Annotated in this window: 17 protein-coding genes; 10 read left to right on the top strand and 7 right to left on the bottom strand. The window is 72.0% G+C overall.

The features are described from left to right. Positions 1-8: 8 nt before the first annotated feature. Entirely contained in the window at positions 9-1,028 is a 1,020-nt protein-coding gene (locus ACFW3D_RS23645; RefSeq protein ID WP_500506728.1) for an alpha/beta fold hydrolase, read from the bottom strand. 239 nt (positions 1,029-1,267) lie between these two features. Here ACFW3D_RS23645 and ACFW3D_RS23640 point away from each other — a divergent pair, with 239 nt between their 5' ends. From ACFW3D_RS23640 to ACFW3D_RS23620, 5 genes are all read left to right on the top strand, one after another. Continuing rightward, a complete protein-coding gene (locus ACFW3D_RS23640) occupies positions 1,268-3,538 on the top strand; it encodes a sensor histidine kinase (RefSeq protein ID WP_500506726.1) in 2,271 nt (756 codons plus the stop codon). Then, positions 3,535-3,945, top strand: coding sequence for a roadblock/LC7 domain-containing protein (locus tag ACFW3D_RS23635; RefSeq protein WP_018562311.1), 411 nt, complete (start codon positions 3,535-3,537; stop codon positions 3,943-3,945). The genes ACFW3D_RS23640 and ACFW3D_RS23635 overlap by 4 nt, the downstream gene beginning before the upstream one ends. 6 nt (positions 3,946-3,951) lie before the next feature. Then, on the top strand, positions 3,952-4,344 hold the full coding sequence (locus ACFW3D_RS23630) for a DUF742 domain-containing protein (protein WP_500506724.1): 393 nt from the start codon (positions 3,952-3,954) through the stop codon (positions 4,342-4,344). A 49-nt stretch (positions 4,345-4,393) separates the two neighbouring features. After that, the gene (locus ACFW3D_RS23625; protein ID WP_500506722.1) at positions 4,394-4,873 is read left to right on the top strand and encodes a macro domain-containing protein; all 480 of its coding nucleotides are present in this window, start codon (positions 4,394-4,396) and stop codon (positions 4,871-4,873) included. 96 nt (positions 4,874-4,969) lie between these two features. After that, positions 4,970-5,854, top strand: a complete 885-nt coding sequence (locus ACFW3D_RS23620; protein ID WP_500506720.1) for a DUF6397 family protein — start codon at positions 4,970-4,972, stop codon at positions 5,852-5,854. A gap of 13 nt (positions 5,855-5,867) precedes the next feature. On the opposite strand, the gene ACFW3D_RS23615 is transcribed toward ACFW3D_RS23620, so the two are convergent. Next, positions 5,868-6,125 (bottom strand): hypothetical protein, encoded by a 258-nt coding sequence (locus ACFW3D_RS23615; RefSeq protein ID WP_500506718.1) that lies wholly within the window; start codon positions 6,123-6,125, stop codon positions 5,868-5,870. Between the two features lie 139 nt (positions 6,126-6,264). Between ACFW3D_RS23615 and ACFW3D_RS23610 the strand changes: the two genes are divergently transcribed. Further along, positions 6,265-7,326, top strand: a complete 1,062-nt coding sequence (locus ACFW3D_RS23610) for an ATP-binding protein (RefSeq protein WP_500506715.1) — start codon at positions 6,265-6,267, stop codon at positions 7,324-7,326. Beyond that, positions 7,323-9,155, top strand: a complete 1,833-nt coding sequence (locus ACFW3D_RS23605; protein ID WP_500506713.1) for a vWA domain-containing protein — start codon at positions 7,323-7,325, stop codon at positions 9,153-9,155. Before ACFW3D_RS23610 ends, ACFW3D_RS23605 begins: the two co-directional genes overlap by 4 nt. 61 nt (positions 9,156-9,216) lie before the next feature. On the opposite strand, the gene ACFW3D_RS23600 is transcribed toward ACFW3D_RS23605, so the two are convergent. Together ACFW3D_RS23600 and ACFW3D_RS23595 are read right to left on the bottom strand one after the other, a co-directional pair. Next, positions 9,217-10,083, bottom strand: coding sequence for an acyl-CoA thioesterase (locus tag ACFW3D_RS23600; RefSeq protein ID WP_500506711.1), 867 nt, complete (start codon positions 10,081-10,083; stop codon positions 9,217-9,219). Positions 10,084-10,126: 43 nt separating this feature from the next. Continuing rightward, entirely contained in the window at positions 10,127-12,640 is a 2,514-nt protein-coding gene (locus ACFW3D_RS23595; RefSeq protein ID WP_500506709.1) for a DEAD/DEAH box helicase, read from the bottom strand. 134 nt (positions 12,641-12,774) lie between these two features. Between ACFW3D_RS23595 and ACFW3D_RS23590 the strand changes: the two genes are divergently transcribed. Next, complete coding sequence (locus ACFW3D_RS23590; protein WP_500506707.1) at positions 12,775-13,566, top strand: metal-dependent hydrolase; 792 nt, start codon at positions 12,775-12,777, stop codon at positions 13,564-13,566. A 50-nt stretch (positions 13,567-13,616) separates the two neighbouring features. On the opposite strand, the gene ACFW3D_RS23585 is transcribed toward ACFW3D_RS23590, so the two are convergent. Together ACFW3D_RS23585 and ACFW3D_RS23580 are read right to left on the bottom strand one after the other, a co-directional pair. Then, positions 13,617-15,398, bottom strand: a complete 1,782-nt coding sequence (locus ACFW3D_RS23585) for an ABC transporter ATP-binding protein (protein WP_500506705.1) — start codon at positions 15,396-15,398, stop codon at positions 13,617-13,619. Then, the gene (locus ACFW3D_RS23580) at positions 15,395-17,197 is read right to left on the bottom strand and encodes an ABC transporter transmembrane domain-containing protein (RefSeq protein ID WP_500506703.1); all 1,803 of its coding nucleotides are present in this window, start codon (positions 17,195-17,197) and stop codon (positions 15,395-15,397) included. The genes ACFW3D_RS23585 and ACFW3D_RS23580 overlap by 4 nt, the downstream gene beginning before the upstream one ends. 176 nt (positions 17,198-17,373) lie before the next feature. Here ACFW3D_RS23580 and ACFW3D_RS23575 point away from each other — a divergent pair, with 176 nt between their 5' ends. Then, positions 17,374-18,090: a L,D-transpeptidase family protein gene (locus tag ACFW3D_RS23575; protein ID WP_500506701.1), complete on the top strand. Its 717-nt coding sequence runs from the start codon at positions 17,374-17,376 to the stop codon at positions 18,088-18,090. Positions 18,091-18,338: 248 nt separating this feature from the next. After that, positions 18,339-20,042 (top strand): carbohydrate-binding module family 20 domain-containing protein, encoded by a 1,704-nt coding sequence (locus ACFW3D_RS23570; RefSeq protein ID WP_500506699.1) that lies wholly within the window; start codon positions 18,339-18,341, stop codon positions 20,040-20,042. 17 nt (positions 20,043-20,059) lie between these two features. On the opposite strand, the gene ACFW3D_RS23565 is transcribed toward ACFW3D_RS23570, so the two are convergent. Continuing rightward, positions 20,060-20,527 (bottom strand): MarR family winged helix-turn-helix transcriptional regulator, encoded by a 468-nt coding sequence (locus ACFW3D_RS23565; protein ID WP_500506697.1) that lies wholly within the window; start codon positions 20,525-20,527, stop codon positions 20,060-20,062. Positions 20,528-20,612: the final 85 nt, after the last annotated feature.

Below are 20,612 nucleotides of genomic sequence, written 5' to 3'. Positions count from 1 at the left end.
GGACGGCCTCAGGACCCGCTGGAGGGGTGTGGCGGCTCGACCTCCTGATAGAGCGGCACGTCCACCCGTCCGCGCCGCAGCAGCCGGCGCCAGAGCACCGGGTCGTACTCCTGCGGCGTGGTGGTGGCGAGGAAGTCCTCCAGTACGTCGACGAAGCGCTCTGGCGCGTCATGGTGCGGGAAGTGCCCCGCGTCCTCGAACAGTTCCAGTCGGCTGCCCGGCATCGCCGTGTGCGCCCGCAGGGCATGGCGCACCGGGATCACCCCGTCGTGCTCGCCCCACATGATGAGGGTCGGCAGACCCGCCGTGAGATAGCTGCGGTCCATCATCGTGATGACCTGTCCCCGCACGTCGACGCCCGCACGGAGGGTGCGAAGGAATGCCTGACGCGCCATGGAGCTGTCCAGCATGAGGTAGCGCTCCAGGACGTAGTCGAAGTCGTGACGGCCCAGCCCGAGCCCGCCGGTGGCCCGCAGCAGCGGTGCGAGCAGCCGCAGCGCGTTGCGCACGGGCGGCGAGGTGGCCAGTGGCAGCGTCACCTCGGAACCCGGCCCGGCCGCCAGCCGCAGCAGCGGGTGCACCTCAGGGCCCAGGCCGCCACCGCCCACGATCACCAGGCGTTCGCACCTCTCCGGGAACTGGTAGGCGAACTGCATCGCGACGCCGGCCCCGAGCGAGTGCCCCACGACCGACACCCGGTCGACGTCCAGCACGCCCAGCAGATCCCGCATGCCGCACGCGTAGGCCGCCACCGCGTAGTCGGCGCGGGGCTGCTCGCTGTCGCCGTGGCCCAGCAGGTCGGGCGCGATGACCGTGTGCCGGCGCCCCAGCCGGGGCAGGATGTGCGCCCACGTGGCCGACGAGTCGCCGAGGCCGTGGACCAGCAGCAGCGGGGGCCCGCTGCCGCCCAGCCGGAACGCGCGCCGGTAGCCGTGAATGTCCCGGTGGACCAGAGGGACGCCCTGCGATCCGCCCTCCGTGTCCGGGGCGGGACCGTGGAGCCGGCGCACGACCTGTCCCCGTTCCATGCGTCCAGCGTGCGGCAGCGGGGTTTCCCCCGCAATGCCGCGCCATTGCCGCGACGTGAACGCGCTTGCGGTGCAGGGGACCGATGCCGGCAGGGTACGCCGCTCCATCGTGCCCCGCACCCGAGGGCTTCGCGGGGAAAGGGATTGTGAGATGTCACAGTCGGCGTCACGAAGGGGGCGTTCGTGGGTCAGACTGTGCCCCTCCCCATCGAACCCATGGTCGACCGAGGACCTCACGCATGCGCCTGCGCCCCCGCACCATCCGCACGCAACTGGTGGTACTTCTCCTGGTGCCGCTGATCTCGCTGGCGGGTCTGTGGACATACAGCACCCTCACCTCGGTGCGCGGGGCCTTCGCCCTCATGGGGATCGCCGACACCTACCGCTACTACGGAACGCCCGCGGACGACCTCGGTCGGGCCCTGCAGGTCGAGCGCCGCGTCGCCATCGCCTATGTGGCGTCCGACGGTGAGACCGGCGGCGCCGAGCTGGAGAGCGCCGAGCGCACCACCGACCGGCTGCTCGACGTCGTCCGGGAGCACGCGCGCGAGCAGGCACAGGGCACCGAACTGGACCTCGCCCAGCGGCAGCGGCTCAGCGAGCTGATCACCGCCGCCAAGGACCTGGAGCCGCTGCGCGAGGACGTCAGGCAGCGCGACGTCGGCTGGTCGATGACCCTCCACCGCTACTCGGCTGTGATCGACCCCATCTTCCGGCTGCGCGGATCGCTCGCCGCGCTCCAGAGCGGCGAGGTGGCCCGGCAGGGCGGATTCGTCATCGACCTCGTACGCGCCAGGGAACTGCTGTCCCGTGAGGACGCCATGCTCACCGCGGCGCAGGTCGGCCCGCCGATGACGGCCAGTCAGTACCGCGAGTTCATCGGCACCATCGACGGACGCAAGCTGCTGCACTCCATCGTCGACCCGGAACTGACCAAGGCCGCCAAGGAGAGGCTCGACGAGTTCGAGGGCGGCAGCGTCGCCTGGACGCTGGACTCCATGGAGACCGCGGCGCGTTCGGCGGGTGCCAAGGACGTCGGCCTCGTCGTCTCCCGGGACCGCTGGCGGCAGAACGCCGACAGGGCGCTCACCGAACTCAGCGACATCAACATCGCCGCCGCCGCCAGGGTGGGCGAGCAGGCGCGGGACGACGGCATGGACGTGCTCGTGCGGACCGGCGCCGTCAGCCTCGCGGGACTGTTCCTCGTCGTCCTGTCGGTCGTCATCTCCCTGCTCATCGGGCGGGGCATCGCCCGCCGGCTCACGCTGCTGCGCAACCAGGCCCTGGAACTGTCAGGGAAGCGCCTTCCGGAGGTGCTGCGCAGGCTGCGCGCCGGCGAGGAACTCGACGACGACGCCGTCGCCCGGGCCGCACCCGACCTGCGCTTCGGCGCCGACGAGATCGGACAGGTCGGCCGGGCCTTCAACAACGCCCAGCGCGCCGCCGTCCAGGCGGCCGTCGACCAGGAGAAGCTGCGCCGCGGAGTCTCCGCCGTCTTCACCAACCTGGCCCGCCGCAGCCAGGTCCTGCTGCACCGTCAGCTGACGCTGCTCGACGGCATGGAACGCCGCTCCGGTGACCCGGAGGACCTGGACGACCTCTTCCGCGTCGACCACATCGCCGTCCGCATGCGCCGGCACGCCGAGGGCCTGCTGATCCTCTCCGGCAACGCACCGGGGCGGGCCTGGCGCCGCCCGGTCCGGCTCGCGGAGGTGGCGCGCGCCGCGGTCGGCGAGGTGGAGCACTACCAGCGGGTGACCGTCCGGCGCATTCCACGGGTGGCCCTGACCGGCTCCGCGGTCGCCGATGTGCTGCACCTGCTGGCGGAACTCATCGACAATGCCACCGCCTTCTCGCCGCCCGACACCAAGGTCGAGGTGCGCGGCGAGGTCGTCGCCGGCGGCTACGTCCTGGAGGTCGAGGACCGCGGCCTGGGCATGAGCACCGAGCGGCTCGCCGCGGCCAACAACGAACTCGGCGAGGCCGGCGCAGGAACGGAGCTCCCCGAGACCGACCGCCTGGGCCTGTTCACCGTCGGGCGGCTCGCCGCGCGGCAGGGAGTGCGCGTCACCCTGCGCCGAGGGCGGTTCGACGGCACGGTCGCGGTGGTCTTCGTCCCGCAGTCGGTGCTCGTGGACGCCTCGGGCGACGACGTCGAGACCGGCGAGCACGTGCTCCGTCCACGGGCCGTGCCCGAACCGCCGGGGCCGGACCGCGCGGACGCGGCGCCGCGCACACCGAGGGCACGGCGCGGACCGACCCGGCCGCGCGAGGAAGGCCGCACGGTGACAGGGTTGCCGAAGCGGCAGCGGCAGGCCAGTCTCGTAGCTCAACTGAGGGACGACGGGGTGCACCAGAGCCCGGCGGAGCCGCCCGGTGGGGGAGACGAAAGGGAACGATCTCCGGAAGAGGCTCGTTCCACCATCACGGCGTTCGCCCGCGGCCTGGCCCGCGGCAGGGACGCCGCAGCACCACAGGGAACAGCGGAGACCGGGGAGATCGGGGGATGACGGTGAGCAGTGGACTCACGTGGCTGATGGACGATCTGACGGAGCGGGTGCCGCACGTCAGGCACGCGCTGGTGCTCTCCGGCGACGGTCTGGTGACCGGGGCGAGCACCAGTCTGGACCGTGCCACGGCCGAGCACCTGGCCGCCGTCTCGTCCGGGTTCCACAGCCTCGCCAAGGGCGCGGGGCGGCACTTCGACGCCGGCGGCGTACGCCAGACGATGGTCGAGTTCGACGACGGCTTCCTGTTCGTCACTGCCGCGGGCGAGGGCAGTTGCCTCTCGGTTCTCAGCGGTGTGCAGGCCGACGTCGGGCAGATCGCCTACGAGATGACCCTCATGGTCCACCGGGTCGGTGAACACCTCGGTGTCACACCGCGCCGGCACGACGCGGCGGCACCGGGGGAGTGATGAAGCATGAACCCGAGCCCGCCGGGAGACGAGGGCGCGCTCTGGTATGACGACGAGGCCGGTCCGATGGTGCGCGCCTACACCATCACCGGCGGTCGCACCCGGCCGGACTCCGACGGTGACGTCGACCTGATCGCCGTCATGGTCCCGGCCGTCGGTGCGGCCTCGGACGACGACCTCGACGAGGAGCACCTGGCCCTCCTGGACCTGTGCCGGGACGGTCCGCTCACCGTGGCCGAACTGGCTTCGGAGGCCGATCTCGCGCTCGGCGTCGTCCGTGTGCTGCTCGGGGACCTCCTCCGGGACGGCCATCTGCGGGCCATCCGGCCCGTGCCGCCGGCCGAACTGCCCGACGTGGGGCTGCTCAAGGACGTCATCGACGGCCTGCGCGCCCTGTGAGGGTGGCTGCTTCGGCGGCGTTGTCGGACCCCGGACGTACGGTGACCCCATGGAGGGGATCACGTATGTCCGGGGGGACGCCACCGCGCCGCAGGGCAAGGGCGTCAAGCTGATCGTCCACGTCTGCAACGACGTGGGCGGCTGGGGCAAGGGTTTCGTCATCGCGCTCTCCCGCCGCTGGCCGGAGCCCGAGGCCGCGTACCGGCGGTGGCACCGTGAGCGCGCCGGGAACGACTTCGGCCTGGGCGCCGTCCAGTTCGTCCGGGTCAACGAATGGATCTGGGTGGCCAATCTCGTCGGGCAGCGCGGCATCCGCAGGGGCAGCAAGGGCGTACCCGTGAGGTACGAGGCGATCGACGCCGGACTGGCCCTGGTGGCGCAGAAAGCGGCCGAGCTCGGTGCTTCCGTGCACATGCCGCGCATTGGGTGCGGGCTCGCGGGCGGTCGGTGGGAGCGGGTCGAGCCGTCGATCGAGGAACGGCTCGCGGGCCGTGGGATCCCGGTGACCGTGTACGACCACGGGGCGTGACGCGGAGTTATCCACAGGCTCCGGCGGATGTCGCCGTGAGGACCTATCGTCATGACTGTAAGTGATGAGTCGCTACGGAAGGTCAGGGGGAGTGGCATGGCTGTCAAGGAGACCGCCGCCCGCGAGGCACTGGGCATGCAGCGCGCCCGGCAGGAACTGTGCCTGGAGGCAGAGGAGTTCGAGGTCGCGCTGCAGACCGGTGAGGTGCGCACGGCGCCGGCCGTCGGCGGACGCCGGCGCGTCGTGCGGGAGGACGTGGACCGGCTGCGGGAGGAGGAGGGATTTCCCGACCGCCTGCGCGCGCGGTTGGAACTGGTGGGCAGCATCGAGGCCGCGGCACTGATCGGGATCAGCCGGGAGCGTTTCAGCCGGCTCGCCAAGGGCGGCTTCCTCCGCCCCGTCCGCTGGTACGTCAACCGCTACCGCGCCGTGGTGTGGCTCTACCTCGCCGAGGACGTACGGCGGTTCGCCCGGGCCCAACCGGCGCTGCTGGAGGGCCGGCTGCCCGCCGAGCTGCGCGACGCCCTCGACGAGGGCGAGGACCACCGCGCCCGCGGCTGGCGGGCCCGACGCGTCGAGGAACTCGTGCGGGACGCGGCGGACGCCTGGGGCGAAGCGGCCGCCTGGTCCGCCCTGCTGGGCCCGGAAGCCGCCGCCGACGCGGTGCCGGACGCCCGTGAACGGGCCTACCTGCGCCGGCTGTGCCCGGCGATCCCACCCGGCAGCACGGGCTCGTACGCGACGCGCGAGCTGATCGAGGCCCAGACCGTCGCCTCCCACCCCGACGAGGTCACCTTCGCCCAGGTCTCGCTCACCGACGCGCTGCTCAGGGCCCGCGCCGCCCGCCCCGCCCCGCACCCCGACCGCGCCTCCCCGGCCACCGCTCCCGGCCGACCGGTCGTCCCACCACCCCCTGCGGAGCCTCCGCCGCCACCCGCCGCACCACGCAGCCGCTGGCGACGCTTCTTCGGACTGGGGTGACGGCGGCGGGCCATCACACCGTTGACCACCACGCGGTGATGGCGATCGCGGAGGAGGGGGCATGAAGTTTGCGGGCGCAGACCGCGGCGAAGCGTCCCGGGCCGAGGGCCCGGACGGCAGGGAACGGGTAGTTGTCGAGGTCGTGACCGCAGCGGGTCCGCGGGACCCTGTCGTCCGGCCCGACGGTGATCGCGCGGGCGAGAACGACGTTCCGCCCGCTCACGGTGCGGCCGACCCTTCCCACCGAGAACAGCTTTGCGATGCCGGGCATTCTCCTCCCCCGACGGTTTCCGGGAGGGCCATGTGCCCCAAAAAGCAGGTGCGACGAGACGGTGGCAGGGGTGAGACTGCCCGGGTCGGCCGGTGTCTGTCGAGCGCCCGCCATTCCCCGATCTCCAAGGAGCCCGCGCTTGCAGGGTCTTGTCACCGTCTCGCCTTCCCAGGTGCCCGAGTTGCTGCTCAGCCTGGCCACCGTGCGCCCGGTCTTCCTGTGGGGTGCACCGGGCATCGGGAAGTCGTCCCTCGTCAGGGAGTTCGCCGACTCGCTGGGGCTGGACTGCGTGAGCCTCATCGGGACGCAGCTGGCTCCGGAGGACCTCATCGGCGTTCCGCAGATCATCGACGGCCGTTCGCGGTTCTGCCCGCCGGAGACCATCGCCCGCGACGAGCCGTACTGCCTCTTCCTCGACGAACTGAACGCGGCCACCCCGGATGTGCAGAAGGCCTTCTACTCGCTGATCCTCGACCGCCGCATCGGCTCGTACGAGCTGCCGCCCGGCAGCATCGTCATCGGTGCGGGCAACCGGGCCACCGACAACGCCCTGGCGCGGCCGATGGCCTCCGCCCTCGTCAACCGGCTCGCACACGTCCATCTGCGGGCCTCCGCCGCGGACTGGCTGGTCTGGGCCGCGGGTGCCGGTATCCATCCGTGGATCACCGACCACCTCACGGACCGACCGGACCACCTGTGGTCCGCCCCGCCCAAGACCGAGGAGCCGTTCTCCACTCCGCGCGCCTGGCACATGCTCTCCGACGCGCTCCACTCCTTCGGACCCGCCCTGGACGAGGAGACGCTGAAGGTGCTGGCGCATGGGACGCTCACACCGGCGCACGCCACGGCCTTCTGCGGCTACGTCAAGATCGTCCGCCACGCGTACGGCCTCGAGGCGATTCTCAAGGGGGACGCCTCCTGGCCCCGCCGCATCGAGGACCGCGACCTGCTCTACTACCTCGCCGACTCCTTCCGCGGGCGTCTGATCAAGGAGTTGCCGGCGCAGCGGGAGCATGCGTCCCCGGCCGTGCGGCAGATGGCCTACCGGGCCAAGTCGCTCCTGGTCCAGATGGCCGAGATCTCGGTCGAGGTCGCCCAGACCGTGATCGCCGACGGCGACGACGACAACCCGGTGCTGCCCGCCTGGTTCCTTCTCGAGGCCGCGCGGGACATGCCCCGGCTGGTCGAGGCGCGCCGGTGAGCGGCACGCGCGGTGACCGGTCCCGGGCGCGGTCGGCACCCCGCAAGGACCCCGCGGCCGAGACGTTCGCCGCCGGCGTGGACCTGCTGCGGCGCAACACCGCGCTCGCCGCGCTCTCGGCCGTGAACGGCCGTCTGTGCCGCAGCGAGGAGTGCGAGGAACATCCGCGCGGCGGCTGGGCCGCGGTGACCTCCAACGGCGTTGTGCACGCCGACCCCCTTCGCCGTGCGGAGCCGGAGGAATGGGCGTGGGTGCTGGCGCACTGCCTCCTGCACCTCGGCTTCGGGCACGTCCCGGCCGCCAAGGGGCCGCGAGAGCAGCCCGACCGCTTCGATCTGGCCGCCCGCTGCGCGGTGGTCAACCGTTTCCTTGACACCTTCCCGGTGGGCCGGGCCCCCGTCGTGCTGCCCGAGGCCTTCCCGGACGGCGACGAGGAGCAACTCGCCGCACGCTGGCGCCGTGACGGCATCCCGGCCGGCTTCACGGTGTGCGGCACGGGCGGACCGGTGCCCGACCAGGTGCTCCACCCCTGGAAACAGTCCTGGGCCGCACCCGAGGACTGGACGGCCGCCTTCGCGAGCGCGCTCACCCGCACGATGTCGGCGGCCATGGACGTCGCCGGAGGCCGCCGAGAGGAGCTCACCGGGGCGAGGCGCCCGATGCGGCCCTGGGAACGCGCCCTGAGCTGGTTCGTTTCCTCCTACCCGCTGCTCGGCGGCATCGCGGCCGGGATGACCCTGGTCGCGGACGCCGAACTCGCCCGCGCCCAGCGGATCTCGGTCGCGGCGGTCAACGCCGATGCCGGGGAGATCTACCTCAACCCCCTGTGCCGGTACGACGACGAGGAATGGCGGTTCATCCTCGCCCACGAGATGCTGCACGCCGCGCTGCGCCACGGCGAACGCCGCGGCGGCCGGGACCCGTACCTCTTCAACGTCGCCGCCGATTACGTGATCAACGGCTGGCTGCTGGAGATGGGCGTCGGGCAGATGCCCGAGGGCCTGCTGCACGACCCCGCCCTGGCCGGACTGTCCAGCGAGGAGGTCTACGACCGCATCGCCCGGGACCAGCGGCGGTTGCGCCGCCTCGCCACGCTGCGCGGCAAGGGCCTCGGGGACGTCCTCGGCGAGCCGCTGCCGCGCCCCGGGGAGACCGCCCCCACCTGGGTGGACCTGGACGAGTTCTACCGGCGTGGACTGCTCCAGGGCTTCGAGCTGCACCGCCGCGAACGCGGACTCCTGCCCGCCGGGCTGGTCGAGGAGATCCGCGCGCTGTCCCACCCACCGCTCCCCTGGGACGCCAGGCTCGCCCGCTGGTTCGACGAGTACGTGCCCCGCCCCGAGGCGGTGCGCAGCTTCGCCCGCCCCTCCCGGCGCCAGGCGTCCACCCCGGACATCCCGAGGGCCGGCCGCAGCCACCCGCCGCAGGAGATGGCCCGCTGCACCTTCGGTGTGGTGCTGGACACCTCCGCGTCCATGAGCCGGATGCTGCTCGGCAAGGCACTCGGCGCCATCGCCTCCTACGCCACAGCCCGCGACGTGACCGCCGCCCGGGTGGTGTTCTGCGATGCCGCGCCCTCCGACGCGGGCTACCTGCCGGTGACCGAGATAGCCCACAAGGTACGTGTCAGGGGCCGCGGCGGCACGGTGCTGCAGCCCGGTGTCGACCTGCTCGAACGCGCCCCCGACTTCCCTCGGACGGCCCCGGTCCTGCTGATCACCGACGGCGACTGCGACGTCCTGCGGATACGCCGCGAACACGCCTTCCTGGTCCCCCACGACGCCAGCCTCCCGTTCACGCCGCGGGGCCCCGTCTTCCGCATGCGCTGAGGGGCCCGTTCGGCGGAAGGACACCGACCGGCACCGGCACCGGACCTCGGCGTCGGGGTGCTCAGGCGCCGTGCTTGCGGAAAAGCCCCTCCTGGACCACGGAGACCAGCAGCCGGCCCTCGCGGTCGTAGATGCGGCCGCGGGCCAGTCCGCGTGCCCCGGTCGCGATGGGGGACTCCTGGTCGTAGAGGAACCACTCATCGGTACGGAACGGCCGGTGGAACCACATCGCGTGGTCCAGCGAGGCCATGTCGAATCCGCGCGGCCCCCACAGCGGTTCGACCGGCACACGCACGGCGTCCAGCAGCATCATGTCGCTGGCGTACGTCAGGGCGCAGGTGTGGACCAGAGGGTCGTCGCCCAGCGGGCCCACCGCGCGCATCCAGACCGCGCTGCGCGGCTCGGCACCCTCGACCTCCTCGGCGGTCCAGCGCAGCCGGTCCACGTAGCGGATGTCGAACGGCTGCCGCCGCGCCATCCGCTCCAACTGCTCCGGCAGTTCGCCGAGGTGCTCCCGGAGTTCGTCGCTCAGCTTCGGCAGGCTCTCCGGGTCCGGCACCTCGCGCATCGGCAGCTGGTGCTCGAACCCGGGCTCCGGCACATGGAAGGAGGCGGTCAGGTTGAAGATCGTCCGGCCCTGCTGCACCGCGACCACGCGCCGCGTGGTGAAGGAGCGGCCGTCGCGGATCCGCTCCACCTGGTACACGATCGGCACCCCGGGGCGTCCCGGGCGCAGGAAGTACGCGTGCAGGGAGTGCACCGGACGGCTGCCGTCCGTCGTGCGGCCGGCCGCGACCAGCGCCTGGCCCGCCACCTGGCCGCCGAACACCCGCTGGAGGCGTTCCTGGGGGCTCTGCCCGCGGAAGATGTTCTCCTCGATCCGTTCCAGGTCGAGGAGGTCCACCAGCCGCTCGGCGGGGTTGGTCATCGGCTGCGCTCCTTCGCGCGGGTGCGGGTGGCCGGTCCCGTGGTCACAGCGCCCCCACCGCCGTCACCTTGACCACCGCGCGGCCCTCCTCGTCGGAGGCGGTGAGGTCGATCTCGGCGGAGATGCCCCAGTCGTGGTCGCCTTCCGGGTCCGCGAAGGTCTGGCGGACCTTCCACAGCCCCTCGTCCGGACGCTCCTCGATCTGCAGCAGCTTCGGACCCCGCGCGTCGGGCCCGGTGCCCAGGTCCTCGTACTCGTCCCAGTAGGCGTCCATGGCCTCGGCCCACGTGTCCGCGTCCCAGCCGGACGCGGCGTCCATCTCGCCGAGTTCGCCGAACCGCTCCAGCGCGGCCAGCTCCACCCGGCGGAACATGGCGTTGCGCACCAGGACCCGGAAGGCGCGCGCGTTGGCCGTGACGGGCTTGACCTGGTCGGCCCGCTCCTGGGCCTGCTCGGCCGTCATCTCGGCGGGGTTGGCCAGCTGTTCCCATTCGTCGAGCAGGCTGGAGTCGACCTGGCGGACCAGCTCGCCGAGCCAGGCGATGAGGTCCTGCAGGTCCTCGGACTTCAGGTCGTCCGGGACGGTGTGCTCCAGCGCCTTGTACGCGCCCGCCAGGTAGCGCAGCACGATGCCCTCGGTCCTGGCCAGTTCGTAGTGCGAGACGAACTCGGAGAAGGTCATCGCCCGCTCGTACATGTCACGCACGACCGACTTCGGCGACAGCGGGTGGTCGCCGACCCACGGGTGGCTCTTGCGGTAGACGCCGTAGGCGTGCGACAGCACCTCCTCCAGCGGCTTGGGGTAGGAGACGTCCTGCAGCCGCTCCATCCGCTCCTCGTACTCGACCCCGTCGGCCTTCATCGCCGCGACGGCCTCGCCGCGCGCCTTGTTCTCCTGGGCGGCGATGATCTGCCGGGGGTCGTCGAGGGTCGACTCGATCACCGACAGCATGTCCAGCGCGTAGGAGGGGGACTCCGGGTCCAGCAGCTCGAACGCGGCCAGTGCGAACGTGGACAGCGGCTGGTTGAGCGCGAAGTCCTGCTGCAGGTCCACCGTCAGCCGGACGATGCGCCCTTCCTCGTCGGGCTCGTCCAGCCGCTCCACGACCCCGCCCGCCAGCAGGGAGCGGTAGATCGCGATGGCCCGCCGGATGTGCCGCAGCTGGGACCTGCGGTCCTCGTGGTTGTCCTCCAGCAGCCGCCGCATCGCGTCGAAGGCGTTGCCGGGGCGCGCGATGACCGACAGCAGCATCGCGTGGGTCACCCGGAAGCGGGAGGTGAGCGGCTCGGGGTCGGAGGCGATCAGCTTCTCGAAGGTGTTCTCGGACCACGCGATGAAGCCCTCGGGCGCCTTCTTGCGCACCACCTTGCGGCGCTTCTTCGGGTCGTCGCCGGCCTTCGCGAGGGCCTTCTCGTTCTCGATCACGTGCTCCGGCGCCTGGGCCACCACGAAGCCGGAGGTGTCGAAGCCGGCGCGTCCGGCGCGGCCCGCGATCTGGTGGAACTCACGGGAGCGCAGCACGCGCACGCGATTGCCGTCGTACTTGGTGAGGGCGGTGAAGAGCACGGTGCGGATCGGCACGTTGACGCCGACGCCGAGGGTGTCCGTGCCGCAGATGACCTTCAGCAGTCCCGCCTGCGCCAGCTTCTCCACCAGACGCCGGTACTTGGGCAGCATGCCGGCGTGGTGCACCCCGATGCCGTGCCGGACGAAGCGCGACAGGTTGCGGCCGAACGTCGTGGTGAAACGGAAGTTCCCGATCAGCTCGGCGATGGCGTCCTTCTCGGCGCGCGTGCACATGTTGATGCTCATCAGCGCCTGCGCCCGCTCCACGGCAGCCGCCTGCGTGAAGTGCACGATGTAGACCGGGGCCTGCCGGGTCTCCAGCAGCTCGGTCAGCGTCTCGGTGAGCGGGGTCAGCCGGTACTCGTACGAGAGCGGCACCGGACGCGTCGCGGAGCGCACGACGGCCGTGGGCCGGCCGGTGCGGCGGGTGAGGTCCTTCTCGAAGCGCGAGACGTCGCCGAGCGTCGCCGACATCAGCAGGAACTGCGCCTGCGGCAGCTCGAGCAGCGGGATCTGCCACGCCCAGCCGCGGTCGGGCTCGGCGTAGAAGTGGAACTCGTCCATGACGACCTGGCCGATGTCGGCGTCCTTGCCGTCACGCAGCGCTATCGACGCCAGCACCTCCGCCGTGCAGCAGATGACGGGCGCGTCCGGGTTCACGGAGGCGTCGCCGGTCAGCATGCCGACGTTCTCGGTGCCGAAGAGCTTGCACAGGTCGAAGAACTTCTCCGACACCAGCGCCTTGATCGGCGCGGTGTAGAAGGTGACCTCGTCCCGGGCCAGCGCCGCGAAGTGCGCACCGGCCGCGACCAGGCTCTTTCCGGACCCCGTGGGGGTCGACAGGATGACGTTCGCCCCCGACACGACCTCGATCAGCGCCTCCTCCTGGGCGGGGTAGAGGGAGATGCCGCGGCCCTCCGCCCAGGACGAGAAGGCCTCGTAGAGGGCATCGGGGTCGGGCTTGGAAGGCAGCTGATCGATGAGGGTCACACCACCATCTTGCCTGCCTCCCGGACCGGGGGGTGAACCGGCGGCGCACACGAAGATCGGCCGACGGTATGGTGTGCCGTCGACTGGGCGTCAAGTCCGCTGTCAGAGCGGGCCGAAAGGGCGGGACACACACCATGATGGGACCGGCACATTCCATCTCCGGAGCGGCGGCGTGGCTGTCCGTGGGAGCAGTTTCCGCGGGGCTCGGTCATCCGATGCCGTGGCCGACCATCGTGGTCGGCGCGCTGATCTGCGCCGGCGCGGCTCTCGCCCCCGACCTGGACCACAAGGCGGCGACGATCTCGCGGGCCTTCGGCCCCATATCGCGCGGGCTGTGCGAGATCATCGACAAGCTGTCGTTCGCCACCTACAAGAAGACCCGGAAGCCCGGTGACCCCGTGCGCCAGGGCGGGCACCGCACCCTCACCCACACATGGCTGTGGGCGGTCCTGATGGGCGCCGGGGCCTCCGGCCTGGCCCTGGTGGGCGGCCGGTGGGCGGTGCTCGTGATCCTCTTCGTGCACGCGGTACTGGCCGTCGAGGGGCTGCTGTGGCGGCAGGCCCGGGTCTCCAGCGACATCCTGGTGTGGCTGCTCGGCGCGACCAGCGCCTGGGTGCTCGCGGACGCCCTGGACAGCACCGAGAGCGGCAAGGCCTGGCTGTTCACCGAGCCCGGCCAGCACTACCTGTGGATCGGCGTCCCCATTGTGCTGGGCTCCATCGTGCACTGCATCGGCGACGCCCTGACCGTGTCCGGCTGCCCGGTGCTGTGGCCCATCCCGATCGGGCGCAGGCGCTGGTACCCGCTCGGCCCGCCCAAGTTCATGCGCTTCCGCGCCGGCAGCAAGGTCGAGGTCAAGGTGCTCACGCCGGTCTTCTTCGTGATCGGCGGCGTGGGCGCGGCCGGGGCCCTGTTCTTCGGCTGAGAGCCCCTGCCGCACCGCCACGCCGTGACGCGGCGCCGTGCCGGTCCGCACTATCCGTGCCAGGACCGCCACAGCGCCGCGTACGCGCCGTCCGCCTCGACCAGCTGGTGATGACTGCCCAGCTCGCTGATCCGGCCGTCCTCGACCACCGCGATCAGGTCGGCGTCGTGTGCGGTGTGCAGCCGGTGCGCGATGGCCACCACGGTCCTGCCGTCCAGCACACGGGCCAGCGACCTCTCCAGATGGCGCGCCGCGCGCGGGTCCAGCAGCGAGGTGGCCTCGTCCAGCACCAGTGTGTGCGGGTCGGCGAGGACCAGCCGTGCAAGTGCCACCTGCTGGGCCTGGGCCGGGGTGAGCGCGGCGCCGCCCGAGCCGACCTCGGTGTCCAGGGCGTCGTCGAGCGCCCGCGCCCACCCGTCGGCGTCCACCGCGGCGAGCGCCGCCCACAGCTCCTCGTCACCCGCTCCCGCCCGGGCAAGCAGCAGGTTGTCGCGGAGCGTGCCGACGAAGACGTGGTGCTCCTGGTTGACCAGGGCCACGTGCTCACGGACCCGTTCCGCGGGCATCCGGGCCAGCTGGGCGCCACCCAGGGTGATCTCGCCGGTCCGCGGGCTGTAGATGCCGGCCAGCAGCCGCCCCAGCGTCGACTTCCCCGCCCCGGACGGTCCGACCAGGGCCAGCCGGATCCCCGGGCGCACCCGCAGGCTCACCCCGTGCAGCACGTCGGTGCCCGCGCGGTAGCCGAAGCGCACCTCGTCGGCGTGGACGTCGCGGCCGTCCGGCGCCACCAGCTCGTCCCCGGAGCCCCCCTCGACCTCCCGGACGCCGACGAGCCGGGCCAGCGACACCTGCGCCACCTGCAGCTCGTCGTACCAGCGCAGGATGAGGTTGATCGGGTCGACCAGCATCTGCGCGTAGAGCGCGCCCGTCGTCAGCTCGCCCACCGAGACCCGGCCGTGCAGCACCAGCGTTCCGCCGATGAGGAGCACCGAGGCGAGGATGAGCGTGTACGTCACGTTGATCACGGGGAAGAGCACGCTGCGCAGCCACATCGTGTAGCGCTCCCACGCCACCCATTGGCGGATGCGCGTGCGCGACAGCTCCTCCCGGCGGTCGCCGAGCCGGTGCGCCTCGATCGTGCGCCCGGCGTCCACCGACTCCGCGAGGACCGCCGAGACGGCCGCGTAGCCTGCCGCCTCCGAGCGGTACGCCCCCGGGGCGCGCCGGAAGTACCAGCGGCAGCCCACGAGCAGCACCGGCACGGCCACCAGCACCGCCAGCGCCAGCGGCGGCGAGGTGGCGGTCAGCGCGCCGAGCAGCAGGCCGCTCCACACCACGGCGATCGCCAGCTGCGGGACGGCCTCCCGCATCGCGTTGGACAGCCGGTCGATGTCCGTGGTGATGCGGGACAGCAGGTCGCCCGTGCCGGCCCGCTCCAGGACGCCGGGGGGCAGCCCCACGGACCGTACGAGGAAGTCCTCGCGCAGGTCCGCCAGCATCCGCTCGCCGAGGACCGCGCCGCGCAGCCGTACCTCCCGGACGAACACGGTCTGCACGGCGAGCGCGGCGGCGAACAGCGCCATGGTGCGTCCGAGATGCAGGTCGCGGTGGCCCGCCGCCAGCTCCTCGACGAGCCCGCCCAGCAGGTAGGGGCCGACCATCGAGGCGACGACGGCGACGGCGTTCACCGAGATGAGCACGGCGAACGCGCGCCGGTGCCGCCGGGCCAGCTCGCGGACGTACCCGCGTACCGTGGCGGGCGAGCCCACCGGGAGGGTCGTCACGTGCCGTGGCGCGGCCGGGTCGTACTCCGGCGGTTTCACGCCGATCATGCGGTCTCCTCGGCTTTCTCGTGTCGTGCGGACTCCTCGGACTCCTGCTCGGTCTCGCGGGTGACCACGGCGCGGTAGCCGAGGTCGGCGCGGAGCAGTTCGCGGTGCGTGCCCGACGCGCGCACCGTGCCGTCCTCGACGAACACCACCCGGTCCGCCCGGTCCAGCAGCAGCGGGCTGGAGGTGAGGACCACCGTCGTCCGGTCGGCGCGAAGTGCCCGGAGGCCCTGCGCGATCCGGGCCTCGGTGTGCGTGTCGACGGCACTGGTCGGCTCGTCCAGCACCAGGACCTCCGGATCGGCGACGAGCGACCGGGCCAGCGCCAGCCGCTGCCGCTGGCCGCCCGACAGGGATCGTCCGCGCTCGGTGATCCGGGACCGCATCGGGTCCCCGGAGGCGTCCACCGAGGCCTGTGCCAGGGCGTCGAGGACGTCGCCGCACTGAGCCGCCGCGAGCGCCTCGGCCGGGGTGACGTGGCCGGAGGCGGGCACGTCAAGCAGTTGGGTGAGCGTGCCGGACAGCAGCACCGGGTCCTTGTCCTGGACCAGTACGGCCGCACGGGCCGCGGCGAGTGGCAGGTCGTCGAGCGCCGTCCCGCCGAGCAGCACCGAGGGGGTGCCGCCGGTCCCGGCCGGGCTGTGTCCGCCCAGCCGGTCGGCGAGCGCGCCCGCCGCGTCCGGGTCCCCGCACACCACGGCGGTCAGTGCCCCGGCGGGGGCGAGCAGACCCGTCAGGGGGTCGTGCAGGTCGCCCGCAGGTGGCGGGTCCCCGTGCGTCCCGGTCCCGTGGTCGTCGCCCGCGCTGTCCCGCCGCAGTGCCAGCACCCGGGCGGCTCGCGCGGCGGACGGCCGCGAGAAGGAGTACGCCATCGCGATCTCCTCGAAGCCCCGCAGCGGGAACAGCAGGAAGACCACCGTCCCGTAGACGGTGACCAGTTCGCCCACGGCGATCCGTCCGTCCAGCGCCAGCCGCGCGCCGTACCAGGTCACCGCGAGCAGCAGCAGCCCGGGCAGGGCCACTTGCACGGCGCTGATCAGCGCCCACATCCGGGCGTTGCGGACGGCGGCGCCGCGGACCTCCTGGGAGGCCTGCCGGTAGCGGGACAGGAACAGCTCCTCGCCGCCGATGCCCCGCAGCACGCGCAGTCCGGCCACGGTGTCGGAGGCGAGTTCGGTGGCCTTGCCGGCCTTGGCGCGCTGCTCGTCCGCGCGTCGTGTGGCGTGCGGCAGCAACGGCAGCACCGACAGGGCCAGTACGGGGACGCCCGCGGCGACGATCAGCCCCAGCTCGGGCCGGTACACCAGCAGGGCGACGGTGACGCCGGCGGTCGCCAGCAGGGAGCAGGCGAAGCGGGCCAGCGCCTCGACGAACCAGCCGATCTTCTCGACGTCGCCGGTGCTGACCGCGACGACCTCGCCCGCCGCGACCCGCCGGGTGAGCAGCGAGCCAAGTTCCACGGTCTTGCGCGACAGCAGCAACTGCACCCGGGCGGCGGCGGTGATCCAGTTGGTGACGGCGGTGCGGTGCAGCATGGTGTCGCCGACGGCGGTCACCACGCCGAGGGCGAGGATCAGGCCGCCCGCGAGCGCGAGCCGTCCTCCGGAGCCGTCGACGACGGCCTGGACGGCGATGCCGACGGCTGCCGGCAGGCAGGCCACGGCCGCCATGTGGAGGGTGCCCCACAGCGCGGCCTTGACCTGGGCGCCGATCTGGCGCCGTTCCAGCCAGAGCAGGAAACGGAAGCCGGAGCGGGTGTCGGGGACACCCGGGTCGGCATGAGGAAGTGCGCGTAGCGACATGAGGTCCCGACATCGGTGCTGGGGGTGGGAGCGGACGTGCCAGCGTCGCGTCACAGGTGTGACGAATTCAACCCGTTTTTTCCCGGGGCGGGCGGAACGGCCCATCGCTCCCGCCCGTCCTCACCGAAGGGTGCGAAGATGGAACGCGACGGCAGGGAAGCGGGGCGGTTCGAGTGATGCGTGGGGCGGGGACGGTGGTCGTCGCGGCGGCGCTGGTGCTGCTCGCCGGCTGCGCGGGGGGCGCCGACGAGCACCAGGACACGTCGGGGCGGACCGCGAAGCAGCCGCCGCGCGCGACCCATGCGGCCGCCACACGCGGGATTCCGGGCGTCGGCACCGCGCTGCGTTCCCGTATCCCGGCCGACTCCCGCCAGGTCGTGACGGTGTACGGGGAGGGTGCCCGCTCGGCGGACTCGACCATCGTGGTGTACACCCGGCAGGGCGACCTGTGGAAGCGCGAGCGCTCCTGGTCCGGGCACAACGGCAAGCGCGGCTGGACGACCGACCACCACGAGGGCGACAACAAGAGCCCGGTGGGCGTCTTCTCGCTGTCGGACGCGGGCGGTGTGCTGGCGGAGCCGGACTCCCGGCTGCCGTACCACCACTCCTCCGCCTTCACCGCGCCGCGGTCGTGGTCCCGTTCGCACTGGCACGACTTCGACCTCGTCATCGCGATCGACTACAACCGGGTCAAGGGCACCTCGCCCCTCGACCCGACGCGACCGCAGGGCCAGTCCAAGGGCGGCGGCATCTGGCTGCACATGGACCACGGCAGCGGTACCTCGGCCTGCGTCAGCCAGTCCAAGGCCGACATGGAGTACCTGCTGCGCACGCTCGACCCGGCGTCGCACCCGGTCGTGGTGATGGGGGACCGGGCGCACCTGGCGGCCTGACGGCCTGACGGCCTGACTGCCGCTCAAGATGCCGTGACGGAACTCCGGTAGGGCGGCTGCAAGAGCCAAGCAGACTGTTTCCGCAAGAAGTTGAAAGTTTTTCCACGCGATGTATTGACGCTACCCGTCCGTGGCGCCAGTCTCCTACCCGGAGTTCCCACGGGCGGGAATTCCGCCCCCACACTCGATGGCCCGGCGCGTGGCTGTCTTCGGGGCACCTTTGTGCCCGAACACGAAGGAGCCGCACCATGAGATCGCGTTTTCTGCGCGCGGGCCTGGCCGCCCTGCTCGGTACGGCCGGGCTCGTCGGCGTCTCACAGCAGCCGGCCGAGGCAGCACCGCCCGGGAGCAAGGACGTCACCGCCACCCTCTTCGAGTGGAAGTTCGCCTCGGTCGCCAAGGAGTGCACCAGCACCCTCGGGCCGGCCGGGTACGGCTATGTCGAGGTGTCGCCGCCCCAGGAGCACGTCCAGGGCGCTCAGTGGTGGACCTCGTACCAGCCGGTCAGCTACCGCATAGCGGGCCGGCTGGGCGACAGCACGGCGTTCAAGAACATGGTCGACACCTGCCACGCGGCGGGGGTCAAGGTCGTCGCCGACGCCGTCGTCAACCACATGAGCGCCGGCTCGGGGACCGGCACCGGCGGCACGTCGTACAGCAAGTACAACTACCCGGGGTACTACCAGAACCAGGACTTCCACTCCTGCCGGACGAACATCACCGACTACACCAACCGCGACAACGTCCAGAACTGCGAGCTCGTCGGGCTCTCGGACCTGAACACCGGCAGCGACTACGTGCGCTCGACGATCGCGGCGTACCTGAACAACCTCATCGCCCTGGGCGTCGACGGATTCCGCATCGACGCCGCCAAGCACATGGCGGCCTCGGACCTCGCGGCCATCAAGGCCAAGCTCAGCAACCCCTCGGTCTTCTGGGCTCAGGAGGTCATCTACGGCTCCGGGGAGGCCGTGCAGCCCGGTGAGTACACCGGCACCGGTGACGTCGACGCCTTCCAGGGCGCGTACGACCTCAAGCGGATCTTCAGCAACGAGAAGCTCGCCTACCTCAGCAACTGGGGTGCCTCGTGGGGCGCGGGCTACCTCTCGAGCGGCAGTTCGCGCACCTTCGTCGACAACTGGGATACCGAGCGCAACGGCTCGACCCTCAACTACAAGGCCGGCGCGACCTACACCCTGGCCAACGTCTACATGCTGGCCTGGCCGTACGGCTCCCCGAACGTCTACTCCGGCTACGAGTTCTCCGACAACGACGCCGGCCCGCCCAACGGCGGCACCGTCAACGCCTGCTACAGCGACGGCTGGAAGTGCCAGCACGCCTGGCCGCAGATCGCGGGCATGGTGGGCTTCCGCAACGCGGTGGCCGGTACCGCGGTGACCAACTGGTGGTCCAACGGCAACAACGCCATCGCCTTCGGGCGCGGCAGCAAGGGCTACGTCGCGATCAACCACGAAAGCGGTTCGCTGACGCAGACCTTCACGACCTCACTGCCCGCCGGCACCTATTGCGACGTGCAGCACGGCGGCGCCACCTACACCGTCGGATCGGACGGCAGGTTCACCGCCACCATCGGCGCCAATGACGCGGTGGCGCTTTACGCCGGCGCCCCCTGCGGTACCGGAGGCGGCGGTACCCCCGCGAGCGGTGCGTCCTTCTCGGTCAACGCCACCACGGTGTGGGGCCAGAACGTCTACGTCGTCGGCAACAACGCCGCACTCGGCAACTGGAACACCGGCAGCGCCCTGCCGCTGTCCTCGGCGGCCTACCCGGTGTGGAAGCTCGACGTCTCCATGGGCGCGGGAACGTCCTTCGAGTACAAGTACATCAAGAAGGACGGCAGCGGGAACGTCACCTGGGAGTCCGGCGCCAACCGTACGGCGACAGTCCCCGCGAGCGGCAAGGTGAGCCTGGGCGACACCTGGCGCGCCTGACCCCTTCCTGGGGAGCCTCAGCAGCGACCCGGCGCGGTGTCCAGGGCGGCGAGCAACGCCGTCAGGGCATCGCGCTGGTCCGTGTCCAGGGGGGCGAGCAGTTCCTCGGCCGCCGCCCGGCGGGCCCGGCGCAACCGCCGCACGGCGTCGTCGCCCTCCTCGGTGAGCTCGATGCGCACCACCCTGCGGTTGGCCGGGTCGGGCGCCCTGCGGACCAGCCCCCGCTCCTCCAGGGCGTCGGTCAGGCTCGTCACCGCGCGCGGCACGACGTCCAGCCGTTCGGCGAGGTCGGCCATCCGGGGCGCGGGCCCGCTCTTGAGGACGTGCGCGACCGTGCGGAGCATGCGTGCCTGGGCCGGGGTGACGCCCACCGGCTCCAGGTGCCGCCGTTGTGCGCGGTGCAGCCGGCGGGTCAGCCACAGCAACTGGTCGGCGAGGCGCCCGGTGGTCTCGTCGGTGTCCGCGGCGGAGGTGCGGGATTCCATGGTCAGAGGGTATCAGGATGCGGTTCATTGTGAGTATAGGTAACAATGAACTACACTCTCATCGTCCTGCCCTGCCCGGACCTTT

This window comes from Streptomyces sp. NPDC058864 (assembly GCF_042742985.1).
Taxonomy (GTDB): Bacteria; Actinomycetota; Actinomycetes; order Streptomycetales; family Streptomycetaceae; genus Actinacidiphila.
Note: the sequence above shows the minus strand (reverse complement) of the source record. Positions and strands in the feature narration are given on the sequence as shown.

Bases quoted from the DNA above. Each gene is read 5' to 3' on its own strand.
- ACFW3D_RS23640 (WP_500506726.1), top strand. From the start codon at position 1,268: ATGCGCCTGCGCCCCCGCACCATCCGCACGCAACTGGTGGTACTTCTC.
- ACFW3D_RS23645 (WP_500506728.1), bottom strand. From the start codon at position 1,028: ATGGAACGGGGACAGGTCGTGCGCCGGCTCCACGGTCCCGCCCCGGAC.
- ACFW3D_RS23580 (WP_500506703.1), bottom strand. From the start codon at position 17,197: ATGTCGCTACGCGCACTTCCTCATGCCGACCCGGGTGTCCCCGACACC.
- ACFW3D_RS23565 (WP_500506697.1), bottom strand. From the start codon at position 20,527: ATGGAATCCCGCACCTCCGCCGCGGACACCGACGAGACCACCGGGCGC.
- ACFW3D_RS23635 (WP_018562311.1), top strand. From the start codon at position 3,535: ATGACGGTGAGCAGTGGACTCACGTGGCTGATGGACGATCTGACGGAG.
- ACFW3D_RS23590 (WP_500506707.1), top strand. From the start codon at position 12,775: ATGATGGGACCGGCACATTCCATCTCCGGAGCGGCGGCGTGGCTGTCC.
- ACFW3D_RS23570 (WP_500506699.1), top strand. From the start codon at position 18,339: ATGAGATCGCGTTTTCTGCGCGCGGGCCTGGCCGCCCTGCTCGGTACG.
- ACFW3D_RS23615 (WP_500506718.1), bottom strand. From the start codon at position 6,125: ATGCCCGGCATCGCAAAGCTGTTCTCGGTGGGAAGGGTCGGCCGCACC.
- ACFW3D_RS23625 (WP_500506722.1), top strand. From the start codon at position 4,394: ATGGAGGGGATCACGTATGTCCGGGGGGACGCCACCGCGCCGCAGGGC.
- ACFW3D_RS23585 (WP_500506705.1), bottom strand. From the start codon at position 15,398: ATGATCGGCGTGAAACCGCCGGAGTACGACCCGGCCGCGCCACGGCAC.
- ACFW3D_RS23630 (WP_500506724.1), top strand. From the start codon at position 3,952: ATGAACCCGAGCCCGCCGGGAGACGAGGGCGCGCTCTGGTATGACGAC.
- ACFW3D_RS23620 (WP_500506720.1), top strand. From the start codon at position 4,970: ATGGCTGTCAAGGAGACCGCCGCCCGCGAGGCACTGGGCATGCAGCGC.
- ACFW3D_RS23600 (WP_500506711.1), bottom strand. From the start codon at position 10,083: ATGACCAACCCCGCCGAGCGGCTGGTGGACCTCCTCGACCTGGAACGG.
- ACFW3D_RS23575 (WP_500506701.1), top strand. From the start codon at position 17,374: ATGCGTGGGGCGGGGACGGTGGTCGTCGCGGCGGCGCTGGTGCTGCTC.